This window comes from Paenibacillus sp. FSL H8-0048 (assembly GCF_038002825.1).
Taxonomy (GTDB): Bacteria; Bacillota; Bacilli; order Paenibacillales; family Paenibacillaceae; genus Paenibacillus_AQ.
In genome coordinates this window covers 7,088,284-7,113,997 of sequence record NZ_JBBODF010000001.1, presented here as the reverse complement: position 1 = coordinate 7,113,997, position 25,714 = coordinate 7,088,284, and the positions used below count along the sequence as shown (strand labels likewise).

Below are 25,714 nucleotides of genomic sequence, written 5' to 3'. Positions count from 1 at the left end.
ACTGGCGTTTACAGACTCACACGCAAGTCATGACCATGACCGCCAGACGAGTCTGCTACTCAATCGGGACTGTCTCAGGATCATCCTAGATAGCCATTTCTGAGAGTTTTTCTCACCGACCACTGTATGGAGCCACATTGTTGCATTTGTTGCAGGATTCCTCTATAAAATGTTACTGGCTACGGTACATTGTTGCATCATTTGCAGGAATTCTGGCATTTTAGTGCAAGTTAGCGGTGGCTTTGTTGCATTTCCTGCAGGATTTCAGCATCGGCCGCCTCTATCGGGCAGCATTGTTGCACTTCTTGCAGGATTTCCCTATAATCTTACGGGCTGTAGAGCAATAGTTAGGCCCCTACATCATCGCAGCAGCACCGAATATAATCGGTTTTTCGATTACATTTAGGCCACATGCCTCTGGCGCGCGAAATATGATCGGTTTTTCGATTACATTTAGGCCACATGCCTCTGCCGCGCGAAATGTGATCGGTTTTTCGATTACATTTGGGCCACGTGCCTCTGACGCGCGAAATGTAATCGGTTTTTCGATTACATTTGGACCATGCGCCTCTGCCGCGCTCAATATAATCGGTTTTTCGATTACATTCCCATTGTGTTCGGCTTTTCGTGTACATCCGACCTGTGTCCGGTGAAACAAAATACCACTTGCTATCAGGAATACGATTTCCATTAGCCAGTGGTATTTATTATTATGCTATTCCTGCCCCTAACCCTTTCAAGACACCTTATGCTCAATGCGCAGCTTGTCAGCGACCATGGCAATAAACTCCGAATTCGTTGGCTTGGATTTGGAGATATTAATCGTATAGCCGAACAGGTGGGAGATGCTGTCGATATTGCCACGGGTCCAGGCGACTTCAATCGCATGGCGGATGGCGCGTTCTACGCGGGAAGGCGTGGTCTTGAACTTCTCGGCTATAGCCGGATACAGCGTTTTGGTGATGGCACCCAGAATCTCAATGTTGTTATAGACCATGGTGATGGCTTCACGCAGGTACTGGTAGCCTTTGATATGCGCAGGGACGCCAATTTCATGAATGATTGAGGTAATATTCGCATCCAGGTTCTTGCCCTTAGACAGCGGAACCACATTACTGGAAGATCTGGAAGAAGAATAGCCGGACATGCTTCCGGAGGTGCTCATGCTGCCCTGCGTGCCGACCAGCTGGCGTACACGGTTCGCAAGAACCTCCATGTCAAACGGTTTCAGAATATAATATGAGGCGCCAAGCTGAACCGCTCTCTGCGTAATATTCTCCTGGCCAAAAGCGGTCAGCATTATGATCTTTGGCTGAGGGTTCAGATCCATATCACGCAGGCGTTCAAGCACGCCGAGGCCGTCCAGATGCGGCATAATGATATCAAGAATAAGGACATCGGGGATCTTGCGTGCTCCGCTGAGCATCTGCAGTACCTCTTCCCCATTATAGGCAATGCCTGTCACGGTCATATCTTCTTGTTCAGTAATGTACTCGGCGAGCAAGTTCGTGAACTCCCTGTTATCATCGGCCAACAACACTTCAATATTCTGCACTGGCTGCTTCCTCCTTATATATCTGCTATTCAGAAAATAATAATCATCTTCTCTCCCTATAACTTTCGACATCTGGTTTGAATATCCTTCTGTCGAAAATTATTTTTCTTTATTTTTTTTCGGTGTTGATTTATAATTAAATATTTTGTTTCACGTTTCGAGTAAACCTGCTGCCCTTCGACAAAAAAATCTTAAGGCTAAACCGCCTTAAGATTGTATTGAAGCTCCTGATCCTGTTGAACCACACCGGAGTCCCTAAGCATCCACTCAATGAAGCAGCCATACCCTGACTTGGGATCATTGACGAACACATGGGTCACTGCTCCGATTAGACGGCCGTTCTGAACAATCGGGCTGCCGCTCATGCCCTGGACAATCCCTCCGGTCTTATCGAGCAGACGGGGGTCGGTGATGCGCAGTACCATGCCCTTAGTAGCAGGGGTCTGCTGACGGGCCACATGGATGATCTCCACGTTGAAGCGTTCGACCTGCTGACCGTCGACGACAGTTAGAATCTGTGCGGGACCTTCCTTCACTTCCGAACTCATGGCTACCGGAATCGGCTCCTGATACAGGCTGTGCTCGGGATTACGGGTCATTTTACCGAATATTCCGAAATCCGTGTTGCTCTCCACATTCCCGAGAACCTGGCTTTCCTTCAAAAAATGGGCCCGTTTCTCACCAGGATCACCATCCTGGCTCTTGGAGATCGAAGTGACGCTGGACTGCACGATATGGCCGCTGCCGACCACAATCGGCGTACCTGTGTTCATGTCAGTAATGACATGTCCTAGGGCCCCGTACACACCCTGCTTCGGGGCATAGAAAGTGAGGGTCCCTACACCGGCTGCGGAATCACGGATGTAGAGCCCAAGCCGCCACACCTTGTCTGTGCGGTCATACGCGGGCTTCAGCTGAGCTGTATGCTCTTTACCGCCGCGTTTGTAGACAATGCTTAAGGAATCATTGCTTTTGCCGGCCTGCTCGACCAGCCTTGCTACCTTCGATACCTCGTCCAGCTTCACCCCGTTGATGGAGATCATCAGATCGCCGGGCAGGATGCCGCTGTTCTCGCCGGGTGAAATCCTGGACTGCCCCGATACTTCAACCAGATGATGGCCAACAACCAGCACGCCTGCCGACTTCACCTTCACGCCAATTGTCTGACCTCCGGGGATGACCTTAAGTTCATTCCCGGTTCCCTGTACCGCCCTAAGCGGCTGATGTTCAAGCGGTGCTGCGTGGATCTGTGAGGGTCCCGTTATGCCTGATAAACTGAGAAAGAAGGCAAATAAAAGGCCGGGCATTAACTTCCTGAGGTTAGGCTTCAATGGCTGTCACACTCCCTTTTGCTTCTTTCGCTTGACGAAAAAGGTGGTCGCCAATTGCGTACCTATAAGATAACCTTGCCCCCAGGCTTTTATTACTGTCAATCATTGTCCCGCTTAGCTTGCAGCTGCCTTGCTGGCCTCGGCCAGACCCAGCATCTCCTGTGCGTGATGCAATGTTTTTTCGGTAATTTCCACACCGCCCAGCATCCGGGCCAGCTCCATTACGCGGCCTTCGGCCGAGAGGGAGTCCACCTCGGTCATCGTGCGTCCGTCTTCGACTTTTTTGGCAATCAGGTACTGATGATCCGCCATACAGGCCACCTGCGGCAGGTGGGTAATGGAGAACACCTGGCAAGTGGACGACAGCTTATACAGCTTGTCCGCAATAGACTGGGCCGCCCGCCCGCTGACCCCGGTATCCACCTCATCGAAGATAAGGACAGGAATCGCATCATGCCGCGCAAAAATACTCTTCATCGCCAGCATGATCCGCGACAGCTCTCCGCCTGAGGCAATCTTGCCCAGCGGACGCAGCGGCTCGCCGGGATTCGGGGAGATCATGAATTCAGCGCTGTCGATCCCCTGCCGGGTCAGACGGTACCGCCGTCCCTGATACTCCATGCCGCGCGGATCTTCGAGCGTTTCCATTTTCACCTGGAGGGAGGTCCGCTCCATCTGCAGATCCTTCAGCTCTCCCTCGACCTGTGAAGCAAGCTCCGTCGCACACTGCCGCCGCGCTCTGCTCAGCGCTTCGGCTGACTCCATTAAGATGTGAAGCAGGCCATCGCGTTTGGCCGTTAACTTCTCGATATATTCGTCCTTATTCTCCAGAAGATCCGTCTCCCGCTCAATCTGCTGATAATACTCCAGAATCTGCTCCACGCTATCCCCGTATTTGCGCTGCAGTCCGGTGATCAGATCCAGCCGGTTCTCAATATCCTCCAGCCGCGCCGGATTGAACTCGATCTCTTCACGGTAGTCGCGCAGCTGAAATGCCGCATCCTCCAGCTGGTAATAAGCCGACTGCAATTGCTCGTAGACTGCCCGCAGACCCTTCTCGTCATACCGCACCGCATCTTCAAGCCTGGAGATTACATTGCCAATGGACTCCAGCCCTTGCCTGTCATACAGCAGCTCGTATGCGCCGGATACTGAATCCATCATTTTCTCACTGTGGGATAGTTTTACCCGTTCTTCGGCAAGTAATTCATCTTCTCCCGGTTTTAGTCCCGCAGCAGAAATTTCCTCCAGCTGAAAACGGTACAAATCCAGCATCTGATACGCCTTTTGGCTGGACTCCTGAAGTTCCCGGAGTTCTTTTTCCACTTTGGCAAAAGCCGTATATTTCTCCTGATAATCTGCTTTGAGCGGTCCAATCACCGCTTCCCCATAGGTATCCAGCAACCCTAAGTGACGTTCAGCCTTCAACAAATTCTGATGCTCATGCTGCCCATGAATATTGACTAACTGCTCCCCGATTTCGCGCAGCATGCTCAGATTGACCATCTGGCCGTTCACGCGCGAGGTACTCTTGCCCTGGGAGGTAATCTCCCGGCGGATCACCAGATGCTCCTCACGCTCTGCACCGATGCCCAGCCGTTCCAGCGTATCCCAGACCGGATGACTTCCCGGCAGACTGAAAAGCGCTTCCATTTCGGCCTTCTCACACCCATACCGGATGGAGTCAGCGGAACCGCGTCCCCCGGCAATGAGTGCGAGCGCATCGATAATAATTGATTTCCCGGCACCGGTCTCCCCTGTAAGGACATGAAAACCCGGATAAAAATGCACATCCACCGCCTCAACCACGGCCAGATTGCGTATAGACAATGTCTCTAACACGAATACAGCACCTCCGACATGATGATTGCCTGCCAAGCCTATAAGCAGAACTACGAAATATAGCCCATAATTTGTGAAATGACGTCCTTGCTGTCCTCCGGCTGGCGGCAGATAATCAGGATGGTGTCGTCTCCGGAGATTGTACCCATAATTTGCGGCCAGTCGATATTGTCGATTAGCGCAGCCACGGAATTGGCCGTTCCCGGCAGACATTTCATGACCACCAGATTCGCGGAAAAGTCGATTTGTACAAAGTTGTCCACCAGCACCCGCTTCAGCTTCTGAGTAGGGTTGTAACGCTGGTCGGTAGGCAGGGAATACTTGTAACGCCCGTCATCCATTGGTACCTTGATTAGCAACAGTTCCTTAATATCGCGGGATACGGTAGCCTGTGTTACTTGAAAGCCTGCTTCCCGTAGCGCCTCGACCAGATCATCCTGGGTTTCAATTTCCTTTTGCGAGATAATTTCTCTAATCTTGATATGCCTGTGTCCCTTCATTGTTGCCTCCCGTATTTATATAGTGCTTAACTGGATTCTCCGTCGTCCTTGCCGAAATTAATTACATGAATATTGGAATTCACCGTATCCACATAGAGTACCCCGCTGCAATCCGGGTAGATCAGCAGATAGGGGAGGATGTAGTCCCGTAGTCCGCTGCCGGTGAATTCAAGCTCCTTGCGGGGGCGGGAGAGGATGACCAGATAATAATGCTCCTCATTCTTGGTGGCTACATAATCAATGAACAGCCTGCTGAAAATCGGTGCCCCATTTACCTGAAAAGACAGCGGAATCTTCAGCTTCCCGCCGATGACCTCATACCCCGCATCCTCCAGCAGACCGATGGACGGGTGGGACTGAATGACCTTGTTGATCGGCACCCGGTCCTTCATGAAGGAACCAGGAGACCCCTGCAGCCAGATATAGATTCTATAAAGGATAAAGATTGCCGCCGCCAGTCCTATAAGTGCCACCACAGCCTTGTCCGAGCTCGCCACTCCCATCACCTCGGTGAATCTATTCGCGTGCGGGCGGCTGAAATCCTGCTTCCGGCTGACAATCTGCCGCTAATTTCGGTTCTGGAAGACCTGTAAATTGTTATCTTGGCAGCAAAAGAAACTCATCTCTTGGATGAGTTTCCATGGCCCGCAGCGCTGAAGGTTGCATTCGCTTCCTTAATGACGGAGTCGGCAAGCGCGGCGAAATTATTCGGCTGTGCTTCAGCCGCAGAAGTCTGCTGCACGGAAGGCTGCTCAGCAGCTTCATCAGGCAGCAGCTTCCAGTGTGCCAGAAATTCGATATTCCCTTCCCCGCCGGTAATGGGGGAATAAGTCAGTCCTGCAAGCGCGTAGCCCAATTCGGCTGCCATGGTCAGTACGTTTACCAGCACCTCACGGTGAACAGCCGGTTCGCGTACGACTCCAGACTTGCCCACCTTCTCGCGGCCGGCTTCGAACTGCGGCTTAATCAGTGCAGCGATATCAGCAGGACGGTTCAGCAGCGCCATAAGCGGCGGCAGGATGATCTTCAGGGAAATGAAGGAGACATCGATACTGGCAAAGTCAGGTACCGGTCCCTTCAAATCAGGTGGGGTCATGTAACGAAAGTTGGTCTGCTCCATTACGGTTACCCGTTCATCATTACGCAGGCTCCAATCAAGCTGGTTATGTCCCACGTCAATCGCGTACACATGGGCTGCACCGTTCTGAAGCGCACAATCTGTGAAGCCTCCTGTAGAGGAGCCGATATCCAGCATGTTGCGGCCGGTCAGCCCGATGCCGAACTGCCGAAGGGCCTTCTCCAGCTTCAAGCCGCCCCGGCTGACATAGGGGTGCAGCGCTCCCTTGACTCTGAGGACAGAGCTGCGGAGCACCTTCATCCCAGGCTTTTCAATCCGTTCTTCATTCGCCAGCACCAGGCCCGCCATAATGGCAGCCTTGGCCTTCTCCCGGCTGTCGTAGAAGCCTTGCTCCACCAACAGCACATCAATTCGTTCCTTAGGGTGTTCCATGTTCATCTCCCGATCACTTCGGTCCGCCCTCCGTCCCTGCCCTTAGGAGGTGGAGGTTGACTTATAGGTATAAGTGCTGAGCCCTTTCATTGACTTAATACGTGCGCACACGGCTTCTACGGTAAGCCCCGTCTCCTGGCGCTGCTCCTTGATCGACCCGTGCTCGACGAAAATATCCGGCACGCCCATCAGGTGAACATGCGCATCATATATCTCATGCTCCGCAAAGAACTCCAGCACCGCACTGCCAAGGCTGCCAGCCTGGCTCGCTTCTTCCAGCACCACCATGCCCGTTCCGGCATGTGCCAGATCAAGCAGCATGGTGTTATCCAGCGGCTTCAGGAAGCGCGCGTTGACTACACCGATCTGAATACCTTCACGCTTCAGCACTTCCGCCGCCTCTTCTGCCACCTGAACCATCGGGCCGCAGGCAAGCACGGCATAATCCTCTCCGGGACGCAGACGTTCCCAGGTGCCGATAGGCAGAGTGTGCAGCTCAGCATCCAGAGCCACACCCGTGCCGTTAATGCGCGGATAACGGTAAGCAATCGGTCCTTCATTATAATCCAGCGCCGTCTTCATCATATGGCGCAGCTCATTCTCATCCTTCGGCATCATAAGCACCATGTTCGGGATATGACGCATAAACGCGATATCGTACACACCCTGATGAGTCTCCCCGTCAGCACCCACGAAGCCCGCACGGTCGATGGCGAACATGACATTGGCATTATGGCGGCAAATGTCGTGAACGATCTGATCATAGGCGCGCTGCATGAAGGTGGAATAGACGGCAAATACCGGCTTCATGCCTTCCATAGCCAAGGCCGCACATAAGGTGGCGGCATGCTGCTCCGCAATACCGACATCAATCATCCGGTCAGGGAATTCCTTGGCGAACGGGAATAGTCCCGAGCCGCCCGGCATCGCCGGTGTTACCGCAACCAGCCGCTTATCCTGATGCCCCAGCTCAATTAGCGTCTGTCCGAAGACTTCCGTGTACATCGGATTGCCGACTGCTTTAAGAACCTGGCCGGATTCGATTTTGTAAGGAGAAATGCCGTGCCATTTATAGGAATCGACTTCCGCCGGTTTGTAGCCCTTGCCTTTGGTGGTAAGGACATGCACCAGAACAGGCCCGGATACATTATCCGCCTGATGGAAGGTGTCAATCATCTTCTCCAGATCATGACCGTCCACGGGTCCAAGATAGGTAAATCCCAGTTCTTCAAACAGAACACCTGGCACCAGCATGTTCTTCAGACCGTCCTTCACATTCTGTGCAGTCTTCGCCAGACGTCCGCCGATGGCCGGAATCTTCTTCAGCAGCCCTTCGACCTCGTCCTTGGCCCGCAGATAATGGCGGTCCGAACGGATCTTGCTTAAGTAGTTATGCATCGCCCCTACATTCGGTGCAATGGACATTTCATTATCGTTCAGAATCACCATGAGCTTGCGGCGCTCATGTCCAATGTGGTTCAGCGCTTCAAAGGCCATTCCGCCGGTAAGGGCGCCATCGCCGATTACGGCAATCACCTTATTGTCTTCACCCTTGAGGTCACGGGCCATCGCCATGCCCATTGCCGCCGACAGAGAAGTGCTGCTGTGACCGGCCTCCCAGACATCATGCTCACTCTCCGAACGTTTGACGAAGCCGCAGAGTCCGCCCTGCTTCCGCAGGGAGTCGAACCTGTCCTGACGGCCGGTCAATATCTTGTGGACATACGCCTGATGCCCTACATCATAGATCATCTTATCCCGGGGACTGTCATAACAGTAATGCAGGGCCAGCGTGAGCTCCACGACTCCCAGATTGGATGCGAGATGTCCCCCTGTGACTGACAGCTTCTCGATCAGAAACTGGCGGATTTCCTCCGCAAGGGCAGCCAGTTCTCCGGCTGATAAAGATTTTAGCTCCTGAGGATCATTTATTTGTGGAAGCAGCACGAGTATTCCCCGCTTTCCTAGATGTTGTTAAAATATAAACCCCATTATAACACAAACGAAACGGCTGCCGAAACACAGCCGTTTGCCGAATCTTCATTTAGTGGTCACGTGACATCAAATAATCTGCAATTTCCAGCAGCCGGGACGGGTCCTGGAACCCTCCTTTTAGAATCGCCAGATGCGCAGCAGCCGTAAGCTGCTTCACCTCTTCGCGCGAAGCTTCAAGGCCGATGAAATACGGATAGGTCACCTTCTGCTGCTTGATATCACTGCCGGTTTTTTTGCCCAGCTTACTCTCATCGCCGACGAGGTCCAGAATATCATCCTGAATCTGGAAGGCCAGGCCAATCTGTGTGCCGAACCGGCGCAGGGCCTCCAGCTGTCCCTCATCCGCACCGGCGATTCTGCCGCCTGCAAGCAAGGAGAAGATCATCAGATCGCCAGTCTTGTGCAGATGAATGTACTGGAGCTGCTGCAGGTCGGTCATTCCCTGCTCGCCTTCCATATCGGCTACCTGACCGCCGACCATACCGCGCGGGCCTGCCATCTCGGCCAGATCCTCCACGATGGACAGCACGCGCTCTGCCGGAACCCCATACTTACGGGAGGCTTGTACCACACTGTAGAATGCATGGGTCAGCAGCGAATCTCCGGCCAGAATGGCCATCGCTTCCCCGAAGACCTTATGGTTCGTCAGCTTGCCGCGCCGGTAGTCATCATTATCCATCGCCGGAAGATCATCATGAATCAGAGAATAAGTGTGCACCATTTCAATCGCTGCTGCTACAGGAAGCGCAGCTTCACGGCTGCCGCCCAGCGCTTCGCAGGCAGCGGTGACCAGCAGCGGCCGCAGGCGCTTACCCCCAGCTTGCAGCGAGTATTCCATCGATTCTCTTAGGACCCGGGGCACGTCCCACTGCTCAGGTACGACCCCGCTTAGGGCTGCAGCAACCCAGCGGCTAACGTCTGCTATATACTGCTCCAGCGGTTCGCGGCCCTGCTGCCCCGCCGCCCCGCCGGATGGCTCAAGCTCAGAATGACTCATCGTTATCGCCTTCAAGCCGGGTGCCGAATGGCTTCTTGCGCAGTTCGCCATCCTCTACGGTGATCATCTCAATCTTGCGCTCCACTTGCTCCAGCTTGCTGCCGCATAGCTGCGAGAGCTTCATTCCCTGCTGGAATAAATCAATCGCCTTCTCCAGGGGAACGTCACCGTGTTCCAGCTCACGCACGATACCCTCCAGGCGCTCCATGGCTCCCTCAAAATCCAGTTCAGCTTCCTTCGCCATTCGCTTTGCCATCCTCCTTCATTCCCCATACGTGGCAGTTTAGTTGTCCGTCATTAAGCTTTATGTTAACCACATCGCCAAGCTCTACTTCCTTCAGCGATTTGATTAGATGCTGTTCCTTCTCGTCATACACGAGGCTGTAGCCTCGTGACATGACCTTAAGCGGGCTGAGCGCATCCAGATGGCGCAGCTCAGCCCCGAACCGCGCGCGCTTCTCTGCAAGGCGCGCCTGCATGGCCGCCGTCAGCTCACGGGTGAGGCCATCCGTGCGCCGGCGGGCAGCGCTGACGCTGCTAAGCGGATGGAAGCGCTGCAGGCTCTGGTGCAGCAGCGCGCTGCGCCCCTGTGCGCGGCTGTGCCTTGCCTCTGCTGCGCGGAGCAGGGCCGCGCGCAGCATGTCCAGCCGCTGCGCGTGCTGGGCCAGCTGCCGGCGGGGGCCGGCCAGCGCCAGCGAGCGCTGCAGGGCAGCGAGGCGTTCGCCGCCGCGCTGCGAGCGGCGCAGCAGCGCTTGGCGCAGCCGCTGCCGGGCCATGCGCAGTTGCCCGGCCAGCTCGGCTGCGCTCGGCACAGCGAGCTCCGCCGCTGCCGTAGGGGTGGCCGCCCGGAGATCGGCGGCGAAATCGGCGATCGTGAAGTCGGTCTCGTGGCCCACAGCCGAGATGACCGGAATCCCGGAGGCCGCAATCGCCCGGGCGACGGCCTCTTCATTGAAGGCCCACAGCTCCTCCAGGGAGCCGCCGCCGCGCCCGACAATCAGCACATCGGCCTCTCCCATGGCATTGAGGTTCTGGATGGCCTGTACAATGGACGGGCCTGCCCCCTTACCCTGCACTAGTACAGGGTAGAGCACAATCGCCACCTGCGGGTAGCGCCGCTGCAGGGTGATGATAATGTCCCTCACAGCTGCTCCTGTCGGGGAGGTCACAACCCCGATACAACGCGGGAATTGCGGCAGCGGACGCTTGCGCTCCGCTGCGAACAGGCCTTCCTTCTCCAGCTTGCTTTTCAGCTGCTCGTAAGCCAGATACAGGCTGCCGATTCCGTCAGGCTGCATATGTGTCGCATAGAACTGGTATTGCCCGTCCCGTTCATAAACGGTCACATTCCCCCTGGCAATTACCTTCGTGCCTTCCTTCGGCACGAACGGCAGCCGCGAGTTATGCGAGGCGAACATGATGGCTTTAATCCGGCTGCTCTCATCCTTCAGCGTGAAGTACATATGCCCGCTTCCGTGATGGGTGAAATTCGAGATTTCACCGCGAATCCATACATCGGACAGCAGCGCATCCGAATCCAGCTTCATGCGGATATATTTGTTAAGCTCCTTGATGGAGTAGATCTGCCGCTCTGCCGCCATAAGTCCGGCCTACTTCAGGCCGCGCAGGCGTTTGGCCGCGATCAGCGTGTTGCTCATCAGCATAGTGATCGTCATCGGTCCCACTCCGCCCGGCACCGGCGTAATGAACCCGGCTACTTCCCGGGCACTCTCATAATCGACATCCCCGGCAAGCTTGCCGGTATCCAGACGGTTCATGCCGACATCAATGACAATCGCCCCCGGCTTCACGAACGAGGCATCGATGAAGTTGGCCCGGCCAATTGCTACCACCAGGATATCAGCCTGACGGCTAAGCTCAGCCATATTCGCTGTGCGCGAGTGGCACATAGTTACTGTGGCATTCTCCCGCTGCAACAGCAGGGATACCGGCTTGCCGACAATATTACTGCGGCCGATCACAACAGCATGCTTACCGGAGATGTCCGTACCGGTCCGCTTGATCAGTTCAATGACTCCGGCAGGCGTGCAGGGAAGCAGACTGTCGTCACCGATGACGAGGTTCCCCACATTGACCGGGTGGAAGCCATCCACATCCTTCTCCACAGAGATGGCGTCAATCACAGCCTTCTCTTCAATATGCTTCGGAAGCGGCAGCTGAACGAGGATGCCGTCAATATCGCTGCGGCCGTTCAGGTCTGCCACCAGTGCCAGCAGCTCCTGCTGGGTGGTAGCGGCATCCAGCCGGTGCACCTCGGAATGGAAGCCCAGCTCAATACAGGACTTCTCCTTATTGCGCACATAGACCTGGGAAGCCGGATCTTCACCGACCAGAACGACAGCCAGACCCGGCTTCACGCCGCGCTCCGCTAAGTCTGCAACCTCCCGGGCAATCCCGATCCGAATGTCGTCCGATACCTGTTTACCGCTGATAATCGCTGCTGTCATGTAAAGTCTCTCCCCTATATGTCTATTGAAGGCTTATAAGCCTGTTACTGCCGCTTACTGCTCAATTTGAACCGATTCTGAAGCAGAACTACAGCTCAGCTCTCAGCGTGTCCACATCCTGAATCATTTTGCCGAGGACACCATTCACGAATTTACCGGAATCCTCCGTGCCGAAATGCTTGGCCAGATCAATTGCCTCATTGACGGACACCTTGGCCGGCACATCGCTGGCGAAGATCATCTCGAAGGTAGCCAGACGCAGAATCTGACGGTCTACGCGTGACAGGCGGCTCATCTGCCAGCCCTTAAGGTAATGCTCCAGCATATCGTCAATCGCCATTTTGTGCTCCCACACGCCGTTGACATGTGTAATTACATAAGTCTTCAGTTCGCTCTCATCCGTAATGACGCGCTCGGTCTCGTTCTCATCCGCCGCTTCTTCAATCAGCATCTCAACCGCTTCAGTTACCTCAACATCATTCATTTCCATCTGGTACAGGCTTTGTACAATAATCTCTCTCGCTAAACGTCTCTTCATGTGTTCCTCCTACGAACTAACTTTCATTCTTGTTTTGATTTTATATTTCAAAAAAACCGCGCAGCCTTTCTTCCGCAGGTCAGCAACTCAAAGTAACGGGTTCCAGGCTTCCGGGAGAAAGACTATCGCGGTTCATTTGAAGGGACGCCAGCGTCCGGACAGCCGCTGTGCGATCTCCTGCCATTGAAAGAGGGGACCCTGCGCGGTATCCTTTCGTTTGCCGAACGTATATCCGATGAACACTACCAGTGCAAAGAACAGCATATCCCAAAAACCGCTAATCAGATAAATCAATCCGAGAAAGACACCGAAGGCAACTCCGGTAATTCTACCCCCGTGACTTTCCCATACTTCTCTCCAGGACATAAGGGAAACTCACCTCTATTCCACTCGACTTTTGAAGCTTGGTGCCTGTGTGAGGTTAGCAATGTATACAGACACATCTGCAACCGGAATTCCGGTTGTCTCCTGTACGAAATCATGCACCTGACGCTGTACATCCGTAGTAAGCAGCGGAAGTGAATGCTCGCCATCAACAACCGCCCGGATCATAATCTCAAGGCCCGCCTGTGAGACACGGATGCGCGATTTCAGGTCACGGATGCCCTTCACTTTGCCTGCGGCCTTCAGACTCAGGTTCTCAATGGTCTCCATCGAGATCTGAATATCCCCGTACTCCGTGCGCTGATCCACAGACGGCAGGGATGCGCGGTCGCGGCGCAGAGAGATGTAGAAGAAGCGGATACTCAGCAGGAACAGAATGACCGCCACCGAGATCGCAGCGATATAGACCGCTGGTTCGTCCGAAATCTCATACTTGTCCGGGATGACGCCGCTTAAGAGGAGGATGGCAGTTACAGATAGTATTCCAATGCTTAAGCTGTACAGAAACAGCAGAAGCCTGTCCAGAATTTTGGCCACGAGTCTCACAACCTCCTTAAATTAAGGTAAACCCTCGACGCACTGTCGGGGGTTTATGGAAGAACTGAACCCTTACTTCACGCGGATAACCGCATCCGTGTCCTCGCTCTTGTCAATGCTTGTATTGCTTTTGAACTGCACATCATGAATATGCACGTTCACTTCCACAACGGTAAGACCGGTCATGGTTTCGATGGAGCGCTTAACATTGCGCTGAATTTCAGCAGCCACTTCCGGAAGACGGTACCCGTATTCGATAATTACGGACACATCCACCGCAGCCTCGCGTTGTCCAACCTCAACCTTAACCCCTTTGGACAGGTTCTTGCGTCCGAGAAGCTCCACGATTCCGCCGGCGAAACCGCCGCTCATTCCGGCCACACCTTTCACCTCAACGGTTGCCAAACCGGCGATAACCTCGATCACCTCTGGAGCGATCTGGATTTCACCGATTTCCGTACGTTCAAATTCTGTCGGCAATGTACTCATTTGGACTTCACACCTTTCCAGCAAAAAAGTTGTAGGGGGCACTTCAAGCGCTCAGTACGCCTCTTATTAAACATACTATATCATTTGACGAACTTTATGACAAACCATGAGAAGCCGTCCTAAACTTCATACTCCTCAAGAAACTTGATATCGAAGTTCCCGTCCAAAAACACCGGATGCTCCAGCAGTCTCTGGTGGAATGAAATGGTGGTATGTATGCCCTCCACCGCAAATTCAGCCAGTGCACGCTTCATCTTGGCAACCGCCTCATCCCGGGTAGGTGCCCAGACGATCAGCTTGGCAATCATGGAGTCATAAAAAGGTGAAATGGTATAGCCCGGGTACGCTGCGCTGTCCACCCGTACGCCGAGTCCGCCCGGAGGCAGATAGAAGCCGATTTTGCCGGGAGACGGCATGAAATTACGTTCAGGGTCCTCCGCATTGATCCGGCACTCGATCGACCACCCGTTGATGACAATATCCTGTTGGGTGAAGGAGAGCGCGTTACCTTCTGCCACAGAGATCATTTCCTTGATCAGATCTACTCCGGTAACCATTTCGGTCACGGGATGCTCCACCTGGATACGGGTATTCATCTCCATGAAATAGAACTGGCCGTCAGGTCCCAGCAGGAATTCCAGGGTGCCCGCCCCTGAATAATTAACTGCAAGCGCGGCACGTACAGCCGCTTGGCCCATCGCCTCACGGGTCTCCGGTGTCAGGATGGAGCAAGGCGCTTCCTCCACCAGCTTCTGGCGGCGGCGCTGCACAGAGCAGTCACGTTCACCCAGATGGACTACGTTGCCGTGATTGTCGGCGATGATCTGAATCTCCACATGCTTCATGCCGGTCAGGAATTTCTCCAGGTAGACCCCGGCATTGCCGAAGGCCTTCTGCGCTTCCTGCTGGGCTGCGGTAATCTGCTTCACCAGCGATTCTTCATCCTCGGCAATGCGGATGCCCTTGCCTCCGCCGCCTGCGGTAGCCTTGACGATGATCGGATACCCGATATCCCGGCCCAGCATCACCGCTTCTTCTATGTCGCCGACAAGCCCGTCGGAGCCCGGAATAATCGGAACCCCCGCCTGCTTCATCGTCTCCTTGGCTACGGCCTTGTCGCCCATCCGCGTAATCGCATCCGGTGACGGGCCGATGAAGGTAATGTTACAGGATTCACAGATCTCGGCGAAATCCGCATTCTCGGCCAGGAAGCCATAGCCGGGATGAATAGCATCGCATTCCGTCAGCGTGGCAACGCTCATAATATTGGTAAAGTTCAAATAGCTGTCCTTGGCGGGCATCGGTCCGATGCAGTACGCCTCATCTGCAAGCCGGACATGCAAAGAATCGCGGTCCGGCTCCGAATAGACAGCCACGGTGGCAATACCCAGCTCGCGGCAGGCCCGGATAATGCGGACCGCAATCTCGCCGCGGTTGGCAATCAACACTTTTTGAATGTTCATGCGTTTCCTCCCAAAGTTTAGCGAAGCTTGCAAGCTCCTCCTCATTCTCGCGGCAATTATTCCGCTCTCACCAGAAACAGCGGCTGGCCGTACTCCACCAGTTGGCCGTTCTCAACCAGGACAGAGACAATCTCGCCCTTCACTTCGGCCTCCAGCTCATTCATCAGCTTCATCGCTTCAATGATGCAGACCGTGGATTTCTCATTCACCCGGTCTCCGACATTGACAAAGGCAGGCGTCTCCGGTGAAGCCGCACTGTAGAAGGTTCCGACCATCGGCGAGACGATTTTATGTAATGCGCCTTCAGCGGAGGTTGCGGGCTGCTGCGCCGCAGCAGGAACTTCACTAACAGCCGGAGGGGCAATAATCTGCGGACTTTGCGGCTGCGGGGCTGGCGTAAAGGGGTAGGTATAAGGAGCCGCCTGAATTACTGTTCCTTCAGCTTCAGAGCGATCCGGTTTACGGATAGCCAGCTTCATACCTTCGCTTTCAATCTCCAGCTCGTGCACGGAGGAAGTCTGGTCCAGCAATTGAATCAATTCCTTAATCTCGCTTAACTTGAACATTGGGTAGTTCACTCCTTCAGCTTTCTCTCGAAGCCATTTTGGGGACGCTGGCTGAGACGGGTACGATATCCGTTCTGACAAGCATACCCGTAAGGCGGGTCTGCTCTGTAATTCTCTTGAATCGCTACCTTGTGTAACCGCTGCCTGCGTAATCTTCTTTTTTCTATACATCGATAACTTTATGTATTATATCACAAACGCTAGAAATGGAAAGAGCCTGGGACGCGCCCGGGCTCTTTCGGCATTTTATTCTATTTTCCCTAATTATATTCAGCCGGCTTACTGCTCCGAGACGTATTGGACCTTAATCTTGTCCTGGGTAACGCTCAATTCCTTCATTACAAAGTCTACGATGCCTACCGCCTGCTTCACATCCAGCTTATCGCTGAGCACCACGATCGTGTAGGCGTCACCGGCTTCTTCCTTCACAATGGCTTCGCCATATTTTTGTTGGAGCTTCTCTTCAATCCCGGTGATTTTGGATTCCTTCTCTTCCAGCTTGCTGAGCTGCTCCTGGGCTGCCGCATTCTCGGCAGGTGTCTTATCCATATTGTTAATCAGCGCCAGCAAATCATTATGATCCTTCAGGTTCTTCTGCTCGCGTTCGTACAGGTAGTTCGTGAACAGGCTAGTGGCCGATACGCTCTGCGAAGCCACTTCATCCAGAATTGCCTCGTCGTCCTTCGCCGGAGTCTTGTCTGCAGCGGCTGACGTATCTTTGCTGTCTTTGGTGTCTTTGCTGTCCTTGGTGTCCTTAGCATCCTTATTTTCCTTGGTATCCTTGCTGCCAGCCGTATCCTTGCCTTTATCAGCCGTAGTCGTAACCGCCTTATCTGTTGCAGCAGTTGTATCCTTGGCAGTGTTGCTGCTGTCAGCAACCACACTGCTGTCATCTATCACGGACGGAGTCGTGCTGTCCTCAGTTGCTACTGTGGATGCCGCTTCATCCTTAGCGGTCTTGCTGCTGTCATCCACGGTTCCTACTGCAACCCCTTTATCCGTGCTGACCTCTTTGATGACAAGTCCGCTGTTCAGCGTAGTGGCGGTTCCGCCGCCCGTGCCGTCTTTTATAGTGTCCACCTGGATGCTGCCTGCGGTTTCTTTGGGGATGGGAGCCCCCGTGTCTTCCGTGAACAGATAATATGCAGAGAGCACTACCATCAAACTGAGCATAGAAACCAGCCAAATCGTTTGTCTTTTGCCCTTCATTGTCTATACCTCCTATAATTTTGTTGCCAGCCTTCTTGTCGTCTCTGAGTCGTGTGTATCGTACAAGCCTCTTCTGTTAAAGCATATGCCGGGGTTGCCGGAGACATGCCTATTCCTGCTTGCGCGGGACAACAGAAATCCGGTAGACCGGTACGTTAAGCCCCTTTTCAACCGCCTGCTCAATCAGACTGCGCACGACCTTGTTCTCTGCCCCTTTGGCGACCACCAGCACTCCCCGTACCTGGGGTTTCACCCGTTTGGTGATAATTGGAGCCTCGTTCCCTGACTGGCTGTAAGTGACGATCTGGCCGTCCCTGGTGTACTGGGTGGTATGGCGTTTACCTCCGCTGGCATCCGTTTCTTCACTTTGCTGCTGCGAGTCGTTCATATTGCGCTGCACGATAATCTCCTCTGTGGAATCTACAGTGACCATGATATCCACAGTGCCGACCCCCACAATTTTCTCCAGAATCTCCTTGGTGCGGTTCTCCATCGCCAGTTCGATGCTGTCAAAAGAATTCGTGCTCCCGGCCTCCTGCTGCAGCACTGTCTGCGAGTTCCCGCTGTCCGGCGGTTCACGGCCCGTGTTCTCGTTGTCCAGCTTCTTCACATTCACGAAGGAGTTGAACAGCATGATCGCAACACCCAGCAGGCCGATAATGATCAGCCAGCGGAAGGTGTGGCTGCGCTTCGGGCTGCCGCTGCCGCCTCCGGCCCACTGTTCCAGCTTTTTCAGCCAATTGCCCATTGATTTCCCTCCTTCAACCTATGATTTCACGGTACCGCCCCCGCTGCTCTGCACCTTGATCAGAGCGGGGTCCAGGTTCCAGTTCTGCTCCAGCAGCTTGATAATGGTGCCGGCTTCCTCCGTCACTGTCTCCTGTGGTCCATCCGTTCCGCTCCCGGAAGAGGAGGATGACGCCGGAGCCGAATCCCCCGAGGAGGACGCTTGTGATTCCCCCTCCCCGCCGCTATCCTCCAGGCTGACCTGAACCGGCTCCACAGGGGTAATCTGTATCGGCCCGGCTGACGGTGGGGCTGCAGTACCCCTGCCCGGGACAGCGCCTCCAGAGGCACTCTGCTCCGGCGGAAGAGCTACCGTGACCGAGGAAATCTGCGGCACCTCCTCGCCCAGCGGCGCATTTGGATTCGGGCCCATGGCCAGGGCCACCGTCACCTTCACCCCGCCGAGCCCCGTGCTCCCGGCAATCTGGTCGCGCATCTGGCCGGCGATTTCCCCGGCAGCCAGCTTCAGGCTCTGGTCCTGCGCTCCGGCGGCGAGCATCCGCCCGTCCGCCAGAATCTTGTCCAGTGAATCCGGTGCGCCGCCCGTTCCGCCCTTCAGCCCCCCGCTTCTCTCCTGCTGCTGCATCGCCACGGTCAGCTCTTTGCTGGCATCGCCCTTCAGCAGAGAGATGATCGGGCTGAGCATTGTCAGCAGGACCAGCAGGCTGAGGACCAGCCTCGCATAGCGTTCCATGGATTTGCTGGGCAGCAGCATCTCCACGAATGCAGCCATCAGCACGACGAGAATCAGCTCATGGAGCCAACTGCTGAGCCAGGACATGGCGCACCTCCTTATCATTTCGTTCTAACGCATCATCACGGTCACATTGCCCGCAGTCAGCATAATAGTTACCGCCAGGAAGAACATCAGCGAGACGGCGGCCAGTGCTGCGAAGACATAAATCATACTTTTGCCGATCGTCTGCAGGCAGGTCACGATCGGTGTCTCGCCCAGCGGCTGCATAACGGCGGCGGCCAGATTATAGATCAGGGCGAGAATCAGAATTTTGATTGCCGGGAACGCACACAGGAAGAGGATAATGATCACTCCCGACAGCCCGATGGCGTTCTTCACCAGCAGCGAGGCCGAGATGACCGTGTCCGTGGCATCCGCGAACATTTTGCCGATCACCGGCACGAAATTCCCTGTGATATATTTGGCCGCGCGTATGGTCACTCCGTCTGTAACCGAGCTGGTAATCCCCCTGACGGAGATCACGCCGAGAAACACCGTCAGCAGCACCCCGAGCAGCCCGGCCCCGATATTGCGCAGCAGGTTGGCCAGATGGGTCAGCTTGTATTTCTCCGACATGGCGCTCACCAGATGCAGCACCGCCGAGAAGAACAGCAGCGGGAAGACCAGCGTATGAATCAACGTGCCTACGGTATGGATCATGAATACAATCAGCGGATGGGTCACCGACACCGTGACGATATTGCCCATCGAGGCCAGCAGCGCGAACAGCAGCGGAATCATGGCCATCATGAAGTCGATCATCCGGTCGATGGCATCCTTGGCATAGCCGATAGCGACATTGAAGCTGTTAACGGCGATGACCAGCACCACCATGTAGCAGAGCATATAAGCGATTTTACTGACGGATTTCCGTTCAAAAGCAGTCTGCAGCGTCTCCAAAATCATGCTCAGCACACTGATCATCACAATCGTGACCAGCAGCTTGCCGTTGTAAAGCACCTCATGCCACATGAAGTTCATCAGGCCGGACAATACGCTTTTGAAGCTTAAGCCCTTATCTCCCGGCAGCAGCATATCCATTAAGGAAGGCGTCCGGCCTTCCGGGAAAAATCCCCCGTAATCCTTCATTAACTGATCCCAGTAAGACTCCACTTTGTCCTTCGGCAGATGCTCTACCTGCCCCTTCACCCACTGGTCAACGGGAGACGTAGGGCCTCCGCTGCCGGCTGCAGCCGGGGATGAAGGAACCGGAGCCGTACTTGGAGCATCTGCAACACTTGCAGAACTTGCGGCGCTTGCCGTGCTTCCACACAGCAGAAGCAGCTGGAGGACCAGCAGCAGTGCTGGCAGAAGCAGGAGCGCTTTTACCCCTTTTGGCGGCCGAAAAAACCTATGCTCCTGCATTCCCCTCACCTCCGCTTTACTCCAACTTGTCCGGCATGTCCGCTGTATCAGGCTGGCAGCAGCTTCATGACCGTTTCAATAATAATGCTGATAATCGGGACAGCCAGCACCATGATCAGCACCTTGCCGGCCAGCTCAATCTTGGAAGCAATCGATTCCTGCCCGGCATCCCTTACAATCTGCGCCCCAAATTCCGCGATATAGGAGATGCCGATGATTTTGAACACGGTTTTGATATGGATCATTTCCATCCCGGAGGATTCCGCGACCCGCTCCAGCGTACCGAGAATTGTTCCGATCTTGCCGATCAGGAACAGGAAAATCAGAATGCCGGCCGCCGTAGTCAGCAGGAAGGCGAATACCGGCTTTTGCTCCTTCAGGACGAGGATCAGGACCGTCGCCAAGATGCCAATTCCCACAATCTGAATGATTTCCATAACTTCAGCCTACTGAAAAAGAAAAATCGTTTTGATTTCCTGCAGCAGCCCATCCAGCATCCGGATGACCATGAAGAGGACGATGATAAAGCCGACAATCGTTACCCAGTGGGCGATATCCTCTTTACCCATCTGCTTAAGCACCGTGTGGATCATGGCGATAATGATGCCGATGCCGGCAATCTGAAAGATCGCGTTGACTTCAATATTCATTCCTGGCACCTCGCTAAAAGATCAAAATGACGATCAATGCTCCAAGCAGCAGACCCAGGCTTTTGCTCACCTTCTCATACTTGCCCTGATCTTCTCTGGCCGCTGTCTCCTCTTGCTTCAATTGCTGTAAAGCCAGCGCAATATGCGTGCTCTGATTCGGCCGGTCACTGGTTCCAAGCGTGCAGCTGAGCTGCCGGATGATCTCCTTCTCCGTGCCCCGCAGCGATGCGCTGCTCCAGTGGGCTTCCATCGCCCGCCGGATGGCCTCTTCCGCACTGTAGTTATGCGGCGGATTCATCTCATCCGCCGCCGTAAGGAAGAAGGCCCGCAGCGGCTCCTTCGTCTGCAGCCCGATCCGGCGCAGCGCCTCCGGCAGCGGCGTGTAACCGTACTGGATCTCGGTCTCCAGCCGCTGGAGCGCTGCAATCAAGGCCCGGATATGCCTTGGCCGGTCGGCATACTGGGCCGCCCGCTTGAAGCCGGCCAGTGTTCCGGCCAGCACGATCAGTACCGCGCCAAGCAGCTTAAGCATGGCGGTCACCCCCTGACACCGGCTGCTCCTCCGGCGAGACCAGCAGCAGCCCGCGCTTCTGGGCATCCAGAATGCGGAAGGACAAGCCGGAGGCCCCGCGGTGCAGAATCACATACCGCTCGAACATCCGGTGCTCCAGCAGTCCGCCGAGCCCCGGCCGCCGGGCCAGCTCGGACACTTCCTTGCCGTGCGCGGAGGCGACCACCGAGATCCCGGCGTGCAGCGCCTCGGTCACCGCCTCCGCATCCTCCACGCGTCCAATTTCATCGGCAATCAGCACATCGGGCGACAGCGAGCGGATCATCATCATCATGCCCTCCGCCTTGGGACAGCCGTCCAGAATGTCCGTGCGCGGCCCGACATCGAAGGCGGGAATTCCCCGGCGGCTGCCTGCGATCTCGGAGCGTTCGTCCACGATGCCGACCTTCAGCCCCGGCCGGTTGCCCTCCCGGCCGCCGCTTGTACCCGCCGACAGCTGCCTGGCCAGATCGCGCAGCAGTGTGGTCTTGCCATGCTGCGGCGGTGACAGGATCAGCGTATGCATGACCCGCTGCCGCCCCCGGTCCAGCAGATAAGGCAGCACGCTGTCGGCGATGCCGTGCACCTCACGGGCAATCCGCACGTTGAAGCCGGTAATATCGCGCAGATGCTCCACACCGCCCCCGCTCAGTACCGTCCGGCCGCAGAGGCCGATCCGGTGTCCGCCGGGAATAGTGATGAAGCCCTTGCGCAGCTCCTCTTCCATCGTATAGAGCGAATGATTGCTGATGAGGTCCAGCAGCCGGTGCGTATCCTCCCGGTCCGGCCGGTAAGCCTCGGCGGGAAGCTGGGTCAGAGTGCCGCCGGCGCCGATGAAATGATATTTGCCGGAATAGTTGATCTCCAGCGGCCGTCCCTCACGGACACGAATCTCCTCCACCTTGTCCAGGAGCGCAGCGGGGAGGCCGCCGAGCAGCGCTCTTACTTTTTCGGGAAACAACAGAAGCCAGTCATATGCCATACCAGGTACCCCCAAGCTGTACTCTACTAAATTAGCTTTATTCCATATTTATGCTTGTACTTGTGCATTATGCCTAGCATCTATCATTTCTTCAGAATCCCGAATAAGAGAATAGCCACCCCGCAGCCAATCCAGCCCAGCTTCCCCCAGGACAGTTGCTCTGCCATCCCTGTAAGGCCGACAGCCGTGGTCAGAATGAGGATTGTAGGGCCGACGAGCGCCAATCCCGAATTGACAGCCAGCGCCTTATCCACCTGATTCAGCTTCAGCATAATTATGGCCGCCGCAATCTCCACACTGCCGGACAGCAGCCGCAGGCCGGACATCCAGCTTACATACTTGTCCAAAAATCTCATCTCCTTCGTTCAAATCTATGGATCGTACACATTCCCTGCACACAAACAAGCTGTTATCCATGGATATGCGGAAAGGGGCGACTTTAGACAAGAAGAAATGGGGATACTAGCGGAGATTTCAGAAGGTGTGAAAGAAATCATAGTGCAGCCCTATATAAAAAAATATCATCGGTATGATAAAATTAATTTTGCCATTTAAAAGATAACTAACAAAGAAGGGGATCACAGTCATGCAGGTTCGTAATTTCGTAGTACCGCTTGTATCAGGAACGATAGCCAGACAGGTAAAAGAGGTTGCTATTATTATATTTTCAGCCTTCCTGGTCGCAGCCGGGCTCCGCCTGTTCCTGATTCCGCACCAGCTGCTCAGCGGCGGTGTAGCGGGGACAGCTTCGATCATCGGGTATTTAACCCATCCTAAGTATATTTCGCTGTATTATTTCGCCATCAATCTGCCGATCCTGATCTGGGGCTTCGTAGCCGTGGGCAAAAAATACATCTGCTATAGCATGCTGTCCGTTCTGTCCACCACCTGGTTCCTGACCGTTATCCCTGTAGTGAAGCTTACCAAGGACCCGATTCTGGCCAGTATCTTCGGCGGGGTAATTATTGCGGGAGGGGTGGGCTTCTCGCTGCGGGCGGGCGGTTCTTCCGGGGGCTTCGACATTCTCGGCTCCATTATTACCCGTAAGCGGGATATTCCCATGGGCACCGTGCTGTTCGTCATGGACGGTCTGGTCATCTTAAGTCTCGGCTTCTTCAAAAGCTGGGATTCCGCGCTATACGCCATGCTCTGTATCTTCGTCAAAAGCCGGGTGGTTGATATGATCCACATCCGCCATGTCAAGCTGACCTGCTTCATTGTCACCAAGGAGCGCGAGAAAATGCTGAACCGGCTGACCAGCCTGCCGCACGGCATCACCGTTGTGAACGCGGAGGGCGGGTACAGTCACGAGGGCAATACGATGCTGATGACCGTAACCACCCGTTATGAGCTGGCAGATCTGCGCAAGACGATTCTGGAGACTGATCCGAAATCCTTCGTTAACGTGCTGGAGACCGTAGAAATTATGGGCAGGTTCCGGCGGCTGAGCTAGTGAATGCAAAAGAAGAGTGCTGTTCTCCGCTTCGGCGGGAAACAGCACTCTTCTGTAATTACGATACCTTCCGGCAGGCTTAGCGGCGGTCCTGCGGACCTCCCACGAAGGCTTGCTCTTCTGTATCCAGGTTATAAGCGGTATGCAGCGCCTGAATAATCTGCTGCAGGTTGCCGGATTCAATCACACACGATACCTTGATCTCGGAGGTGCTGACCATCTTGATGCTCACGCCTTCATTCGAGATGACCTCGAACATCTTGGCGGCAACCCCCGGGTGGCTGACCATCCCGGCGCCGACAATCGACACCTTGACCAGACTGTCCTCAGAGGTCACTTCACGGTAAGGCAATACGCTGTGCAGCCCCTCGATGACCTCCTTGGCCTTCACCAGATCGCCAAGCGCTACAGTGAAGGAGAAATCTGCAGTCTCGTTCTGCACCCCGCTCTGCACGATAATATCAACATCCACGCCCTCATCGGCCAGCTTGCCGAATACCTGCGCAAGTACCCCCGGTACATCAGGAACTCCCAGAATACTGATCCGGGCCACATTCTTGTCATAGGCAATTCCGCTTACCACTACACCCTGCTCCATGCTTGCTTCCTCCTTCACCACAGTACCTTCATTATGGTTAAAGCTTGATCTTACGACCAGCTTCACTTGATATCGTTTGGCATATTCCACAGCACGCGGATGCAGCACGGCTGCCCCGAGATTCGCCAGCTCCAGCATCTCGTCATAGGAGATTTCCTTCAGCTTGCGCGCCGTCTTCACAATACGCGGGTCAGTCGAGTAGATCCCGTCGACGTCAGTGTAGATCTCGCAGACATCCGCTTTAATCGCTGCAGCCAGCGCAACCGCCGTCGTATCCGAGCCTCCGCGGCCCAGCGTGGTGATCTCGCCATCCAGCGTCATGCCCTGGAAGCCGGCTACAATTACAATCTGCTCACGCTCCAGCGACTCCAGCACCCGGCGTGGAACAATCTCACTGATCCGTGCCCGGCCGTGGGTCTCATCGGTACGGAACCCGGCCTGCCAGCCTGTATAGGATACGGCATTCCGGCCGATTCCGTGAAGCGCAATCGACAGAAGCGCAACGGAGATCTGCTCTCCGGTAGTCATCAGCATATCCATCTCGCGTGCGGGGGGCTGACCGTTCAGCTGTTTCGCCTGATCGATCAGATCATCTGTGGTATCTCCCATAGCGGAGACCACCACAACGCAGCGATGTCCTTCATCCTGCTTGGCTGCGATCCGCCCGGCGACCCGCTTCATGCGTTCAACATCGCCGACGGAGCTGCCCCCGAATTTCATGACATAAAGTGACAAAGTTCCATTCACTCCCTATTTCGCTCTAAAGTAGCTTGAATTTTGGTTAACGCTTTAACACAGTATAATACGAAAATCATAACATGCGTTAATGGTTTCACAAAATAATATGCCCATTTTTGATGAACCCGGCCTTAATCTCCAGCCCGCCACGGCCTGCTCAGGCTTCATTCTGGTGCACTAATGCTCCTCATTCACTCATCCAGCCCGCTTCGGCCCATTTCTGGTGCACTAGTGCTCCTCATTCACTCATCCAGCCTACTTTGGCCCAATTCTGGTGCACTAGTGCTCCTCATTACTCTCCTTCACTCCACATTCAGCCCCACCTGAGACGTACGTCTGAGGGATTTATCCCTTTAATTCCTAGTGTGCCATCCGCTTCTTACCAATCTGAGGGATTTATCCCTTTGATTTTACCCGTCCTGTCCACTTTTAGCTTAATCTAAGGGATTAATACCTTTAATCCCCCCGTTTA

The 25,714-nt window shown here is 54.7% G+C and carries 29 protein-coding genes; 1 reads left to right on the top strand and 28 read right to left on the bottom strand.

Going from position 1 to position 25,714, the window contains the following annotated elements:
* Positions 1-355: 355 nt before the first annotated feature.
* From NSU18_RS30740 to NSU18_RS30610, 27 genes are all read right to left on the bottom strand, one after another.
* Complete coding sequence (locus tag NSU18_RS30740; RefSeq protein ID WP_341150863.1) at positions 356-691, bottom strand: hypothetical protein; 336 nt, start codon at positions 689-691, stop codon at positions 356-358.
* Between the two features lie 45 nt (positions 692-736).
* Positions 737-1,555, bottom strand: coding sequence for a sporulation transcription factor Spo0A (gene spo0A, locus NSU18_RS30735; RefSeq protein WP_036731960.1), 819 nt, complete (start codon positions 1,553-1,555; stop codon positions 737-739).
* 197 nt (positions 1,556-1,752) lie between these two features.
* A complete protein-coding gene (gene spoIVB, locus NSU18_RS30730) occupies positions 1,753-2,862 on the bottom strand; it encodes a SpoIVB peptidase (RefSeq protein WP_341018143.1) in 1,110 nt (369 codons plus the stop codon).
* Between the two features lie 138 nt (positions 2,863-3,000).
* Positions 3,001-4,728, bottom strand: coding sequence for a DNA repair protein RecN (gene recN, locus NSU18_RS30725; protein ID WP_341018142.1), 1,728 nt, complete (start codon positions 4,726-4,728; stop codon positions 3,001-3,003).
* A 50-nt stretch (positions 4,729-4,778) separates the two neighbouring features.
* Positions 4,779-5,228, bottom strand: coding sequence for a transcriptional regulator AhrC/ArgR (ahrC, locus tag NSU18_RS30720; RefSeq protein WP_341018141.1), 450 nt, complete (start codon positions 5,226-5,228; stop codon positions 4,779-4,781).
* Between the two features lie 26 nt (positions 5,229-5,254).
* Positions 5,255-5,731 (bottom strand): hypothetical protein, encoded by a 477-nt coding sequence (locus NSU18_RS30715; protein ID WP_341150862.1) that lies wholly within the window; start codon positions 5,729-5,731, stop codon positions 5,255-5,257.
* 116 nt (positions 5,732-5,847) lie between these two features.
* Positions 5,848-6,738 carry a TlyA family RNA methyltransferase gene (locus NSU18_RS30710; RefSeq protein ID WP_341151121.1) on the bottom strand — a complete coding sequence of 297 codons (891 nt, stop codon included), beginning with the start codon at positions 6,736-6,738 and terminating at the stop codon, positions 5,848-5,850.
* 42 nt (positions 6,739-6,780) lie between these two features.
* Complete coding sequence (gene dxs / locus NSU18_RS30705; protein ID WP_341150861.1) at positions 6,781-8,685, bottom strand: 1-deoxy-D-xylulose-5-phosphate synthase; 1,905 nt, start codon at positions 8,683-8,685, stop codon at positions 6,781-6,783.
* A gap of 97 nt (positions 8,686-8,782) precedes the next feature.
* A complete protein-coding gene (locus tag NSU18_RS30700) occupies positions 8,783-9,730 on the bottom strand; it encodes a polyprenyl synthetase family protein (protein WP_341150860.1) in 948 nt (315 codons plus the stop codon).
* Positions 9,717-9,974, bottom strand: a complete 258-nt coding sequence (gene xseB / locus NSU18_RS30695; protein WP_341150859.1) for an exodeoxyribonuclease VII small subunit — start codon at positions 9,972-9,974, stop codon at positions 9,717-9,719. Before xseB ends, NSU18_RS30700 begins: the two co-directional genes overlap by 14 nt.
* The gene (gene xseA / locus NSU18_RS30690; RefSeq protein ID WP_341150858.1) at positions 9,958-11,331 is read right to left on the bottom strand and encodes an exodeoxyribonuclease VII large subunit; all 1,374 of its coding nucleotides are present in this window, start codon (positions 11,329-11,331) and stop codon (positions 9,958-9,960) included. Before xseA ends, xseB begins: the two co-directional genes overlap by 17 nt.
* A gap of 9 nt (positions 11,332-11,340) precedes the next feature.
* Positions 11,341-12,198 (bottom strand): bifunctional methylenetetrahydrofolate dehydrogenase/methenyltetrahydrofolate cyclohydrolase FolD, encoded by an 858-nt coding sequence (gene folD / locus NSU18_RS30685; RefSeq protein ID WP_341150857.1) that lies wholly within the window; start codon positions 12,196-12,198, stop codon positions 11,341-11,343.
* Positions 12,199-12,286: 88 nt separating this feature from the next.
* The gene (nusB, locus tag NSU18_RS30680) at positions 12,287-12,736 is read right to left on the bottom strand and encodes a transcription antitermination factor NusB (protein ID WP_341018131.1); all 450 of its coding nucleotides are present in this window, start codon (positions 12,734-12,736) and stop codon (positions 12,287-12,289) included.
* 132 nt (positions 12,737-12,868) lie between these two features.
* Positions 12,869-13,102, bottom strand: coding sequence for a DUF2273 domain-containing protein (locus tag NSU18_RS30675; protein ID WP_341018129.1), 234 nt, complete (start codon positions 13,100-13,102; stop codon positions 12,869-12,871).
* A 15-nt stretch (positions 13,103-13,117) separates the two neighbouring features.
* The gene (gene amaP / locus NSU18_RS30670) at positions 13,118-13,657 is read right to left on the bottom strand and encodes an alkaline shock response membrane anchor protein AmaP (RefSeq protein ID WP_341018127.1); all 540 of its coding nucleotides are present in this window, start codon (positions 13,655-13,657) and stop codon (positions 13,118-13,120) included.
* Positions 13,658-13,729: 72 nt separating this feature from the next.
* The gene (locus NSU18_RS30665; protein WP_036698392.1) at positions 13,730-14,146 is read right to left on the bottom strand and encodes an Asp23/Gls24 family envelope stress response protein; all 417 of its coding nucleotides are present in this window, start codon (positions 14,144-14,146) and stop codon (positions 13,730-13,732) included.
* Positions 14,147-14,265: 119 nt separating this feature from the next.
* A complete protein-coding gene (gene accC, locus NSU18_RS30660; protein WP_341018126.1) occupies positions 14,266-15,609 on the bottom strand; it encodes an acetyl-CoA carboxylase biotin carboxylase subunit in 1,344 nt (447 codons plus the stop codon).
* Positions 15,610-15,665: 56 nt separating this feature from the next.
* Positions 15,666-16,175, bottom strand: a complete 510-nt coding sequence (gene accB / locus NSU18_RS30655) for an acetyl-CoA carboxylase biotin carboxyl carrier protein (protein ID WP_341018124.1) — start codon at positions 16,173-16,175, stop codon at positions 15,666-15,668.
* Positions 16,176-16,454: 279 nt separating this feature from the next.
* Positions 16,455-17,384 (bottom strand): SpoIIIAH-like family protein, encoded by a 930-nt coding sequence (locus tag NSU18_RS30650; RefSeq protein ID WP_341150856.1) that lies wholly within the window; start codon positions 17,382-17,384, stop codon positions 16,455-16,457.
* Positions 17,385-17,493: 109 nt separating this feature from the next.
* Complete coding sequence (gene spoIIIAG, locus NSU18_RS30645) at positions 17,494-18,132, bottom strand: stage III sporulation protein AG (protein WP_341018121.1); 639 nt, start codon at positions 18,130-18,132, stop codon at positions 17,494-17,496.
* A gap of 18 nt (positions 18,133-18,150) precedes the next feature.
* Positions 18,151-18,951: a stage III sporulation protein AF gene (gene spoIIIAF, locus NSU18_RS30640; protein ID WP_341018119.1), complete on the bottom strand. Its 801-nt coding sequence runs from the start codon at positions 18,949-18,951 to the stop codon at positions 18,151-18,153.
* Between the two features lie 24 nt (positions 18,952-18,975).
* Positions 18,976-20,271 (bottom strand): stage III sporulation protein AE, encoded by a 1,296-nt coding sequence (spoIIIAE, locus tag NSU18_RS30635; protein ID WP_341018117.1) that lies wholly within the window; start codon positions 20,269-20,271, stop codon positions 18,976-18,978.
* A 47-nt stretch (positions 20,272-20,318) separates the two neighbouring features.
* Positions 20,319-20,708, bottom strand: coding sequence for a stage III sporulation protein AD (spoIIIAD, locus tag NSU18_RS30630; protein ID WP_036698407.1), 390 nt, complete (start codon positions 20,706-20,708; stop codon positions 20,319-20,321).
* A 9-nt stretch (positions 20,709-20,717) separates the two neighbouring features.
* Positions 20,718-20,921 carry a stage III sporulation protein AC gene (spoIIIAC, locus tag NSU18_RS30625; protein WP_020426549.1) on the bottom strand — a complete coding sequence of 68 codons (204 nt, stop codon included), beginning with the start codon at positions 20,919-20,921 and terminating at the stop codon, positions 20,718-20,720.
* A 13-nt stretch (positions 20,922-20,934) separates the two neighbouring features.
* The gene (gene spoIIIAB / locus NSU18_RS30620; RefSeq protein ID WP_341018116.1) at positions 20,935-21,453 is read right to left on the bottom strand and encodes a stage III sporulation protein SpoIIIAB; all 519 of its coding nucleotides are present in this window, start codon (positions 21,451-21,453) and stop codon (positions 20,935-20,937) included.
* Positions 21,446-22,453, bottom strand: coding sequence for a stage III sporulation protein AA (spoIIIAA, locus tag NSU18_RS30615; protein WP_341150855.1), 1,008 nt, complete (start codon positions 22,451-22,453; stop codon positions 21,446-21,448). The genes spoIIIAB and spoIIIAA overlap by 8 nt, the downstream gene beginning before the upstream one ends.
* Positions 22,454-22,536: 83 nt before the next feature.
* Positions 22,537-22,809 (bottom strand): YqhV family protein, encoded by a 273-nt coding sequence (locus NSU18_RS30610; RefSeq protein ID WP_341018113.1) that lies wholly within the window; start codon positions 22,807-22,809, stop codon positions 22,537-22,539.
* A 230-nt stretch (positions 22,810-23,039) separates the two neighbouring features.
* Here NSU18_RS30610 and NSU18_RS30605 point away from each other — a divergent pair, with 230 nt between their 5' ends.
* Positions 23,040-23,906, top strand: coding sequence for a YitT family protein (locus tag NSU18_RS30605; RefSeq protein WP_341018112.1), 867 nt, complete (start codon positions 23,040-23,042; stop codon positions 23,904-23,906).
* Positions 23,907-23,985: 79 nt separating this feature from the next.
* On the opposite strand, the gene NSU18_RS30600 is transcribed toward NSU18_RS30605, so the two are convergent.
* Positions 23,986-25,239, bottom strand: coding sequence for an aspartate kinase (locus tag NSU18_RS30600; RefSeq protein WP_341018110.1), 1,254 nt, complete (start codon positions 25,237-25,239; stop codon positions 23,986-23,988).
* Positions 25,240-25,714: the final 475 nt, after the last annotated feature.

Bases quoted from the DNA above. Each gene is read 5' to 3' on its own strand.
- NSU18_RS30740 (WP_341150863.1), bottom strand. From the start codon at position 691: ATGGAAATCGTATTCCTGATAGCAAGTGGTATTTTGTTTCACCGGACA.
- spoIVB (WP_341018143.1), bottom strand. From the start codon at position 2,862: ATGCCCGGCCTTTTATTTGCCTTCTTTCTCAGTTTATCAGGCATAACG.
- ahrC (WP_341018141.1), bottom strand. From the start codon at position 5,228: ATGAAGGGACACAGGCATATCAAGATTAGAGAAATTATCTCGCAAAAG.
- NSU18_RS30715 (WP_341150862.1), bottom strand. From the start codon at position 5,731: ATGGGAGTGGCGAGCTCGGACAAGGCTGTGGTGGCACTTATAGGACTG.
- NSU18_RS30710 (WP_341151121.1), bottom strand. From the start codon at position 6,738: ATGGAACACCCTAAGGAACGAATTGATGTGCTGTTGGTGGAGCAAGGC.
- NSU18_RS30700 (WP_341150860.1), bottom strand. From the start codon at position 9,730: ATGAGTCATTCTGAGCTTGAGCCATCCGGCGGGGCGGCGGGGCAGCAG.
- xseB (WP_341150859.1), bottom strand. From the start codon at position 9,974: ATGGCGAAGGAAGCTGAACTGGATTTTGAGGGAGCCATGGAGCGCCTG.
- xseA (WP_341150858.1), bottom strand. From the start codon at position 11,331: ATGGCGGCAGAGCGGCAGATCTACTCCATCAAGGAGCTTAACAAATAT.
- folD (WP_341150857.1), bottom strand. From the start codon at position 12,198: ATGACAGCAGCGATTATCAGCGGTAAACAGGTATCGGACGACATTCGG.
- nusB (WP_341018131.1), bottom strand. From the start codon at position 12,736: ATGAAGAGACGTTTAGCGAGAGAGATTATTGTACAAAGCCTGTACCAG.
- NSU18_RS30675 (WP_341018129.1), bottom strand. From the start codon at position 13,102: ATGTCCTGGAGAGAAGTATGGGAAAGTCACGGGGGTAGAATTACCGGA.
- NSU18_RS30665 (WP_036698392.1), bottom strand. From the start codon at position 14,146: ATGAGTACATTGCCGACAGAATTTGAACGTACGGAAATCGGTGAAATC.
- accC (WP_341018126.1), bottom strand. From the start codon at position 15,609: ATGAACATTCAAAAAGTGTTGATTGCCAACCGCGGCGAGATTGCGGTC.
- accB (WP_341018124.1), bottom strand. From the start codon at position 16,175: ATGTTCAAGTTAAGCGAGATTAAGGAATTGATTCAATTGCTGGACCAG.
- NSU18_RS30650 (WP_341150856.1), bottom strand. From the start codon at position 17,384: ATGAAGGGCAAAAGACAAACGATTTGGCTGGTTTCTATGCTCAGTTTG.
- spoIIIAG (WP_341018121.1), bottom strand. From the start codon at position 18,132: ATGGGCAATTGGCTGAAAAAGCTGGAACAGTGGGCCGGAGGCGGCAGC.
- spoIIIAF (WP_341018119.1), bottom strand. From the start codon at position 18,951: ATGTCCTGGCTCAGCAGTTGGCTCCATGAGCTGATTCTCGTCGTGCTG.
- spoIIIAE (WP_341018117.1), bottom strand. From the start codon at position 20,271: ATGCAGGAGCATAGGTTTTTTCGGCCGCCAAAAGGGGTAAAAGCGCTC.
- spoIIIAD (WP_036698407.1), bottom strand. From the start codon at position 20,708: ATGGAAATCATTCAGATTGTGGGAATTGGCATCTTGGCGACGGTCCTG.
- spoIIIAC (WP_020426549.1), bottom strand. From the start codon at position 20,921: ATGAATATTGAAGTCAACGCGATCTTTCAGATTGCCGGCATCGGCATC.
- spoIIIAB (WP_341018116.1), bottom strand. From the start codon at position 21,453: ATGCTTAAGCTGCTTGGCGCGGTACTGATCGTGCTGGCCGGAACACTG.
- spoIIIAA (WP_341150855.1), bottom strand. From the start codon at position 22,453: ATGGCATATGACTGGCTTCTGTTGTTTCCCGAAAAAGTAAGAGCGCTG.
- NSU18_RS30610 (WP_341018113.1), bottom strand. From the start codon at position 22,809: ATGAGATTTTTGGACAAGTATGTAAGCTGGATGTCCGGCCTGCGGCTG.
- NSU18_RS30605 (WP_341018112.1), top strand. From the start codon at position 23,040: ATGCAGGTTCGTAATTTCGTAGTACCGCTTGTATCAGGAACGATAGCC.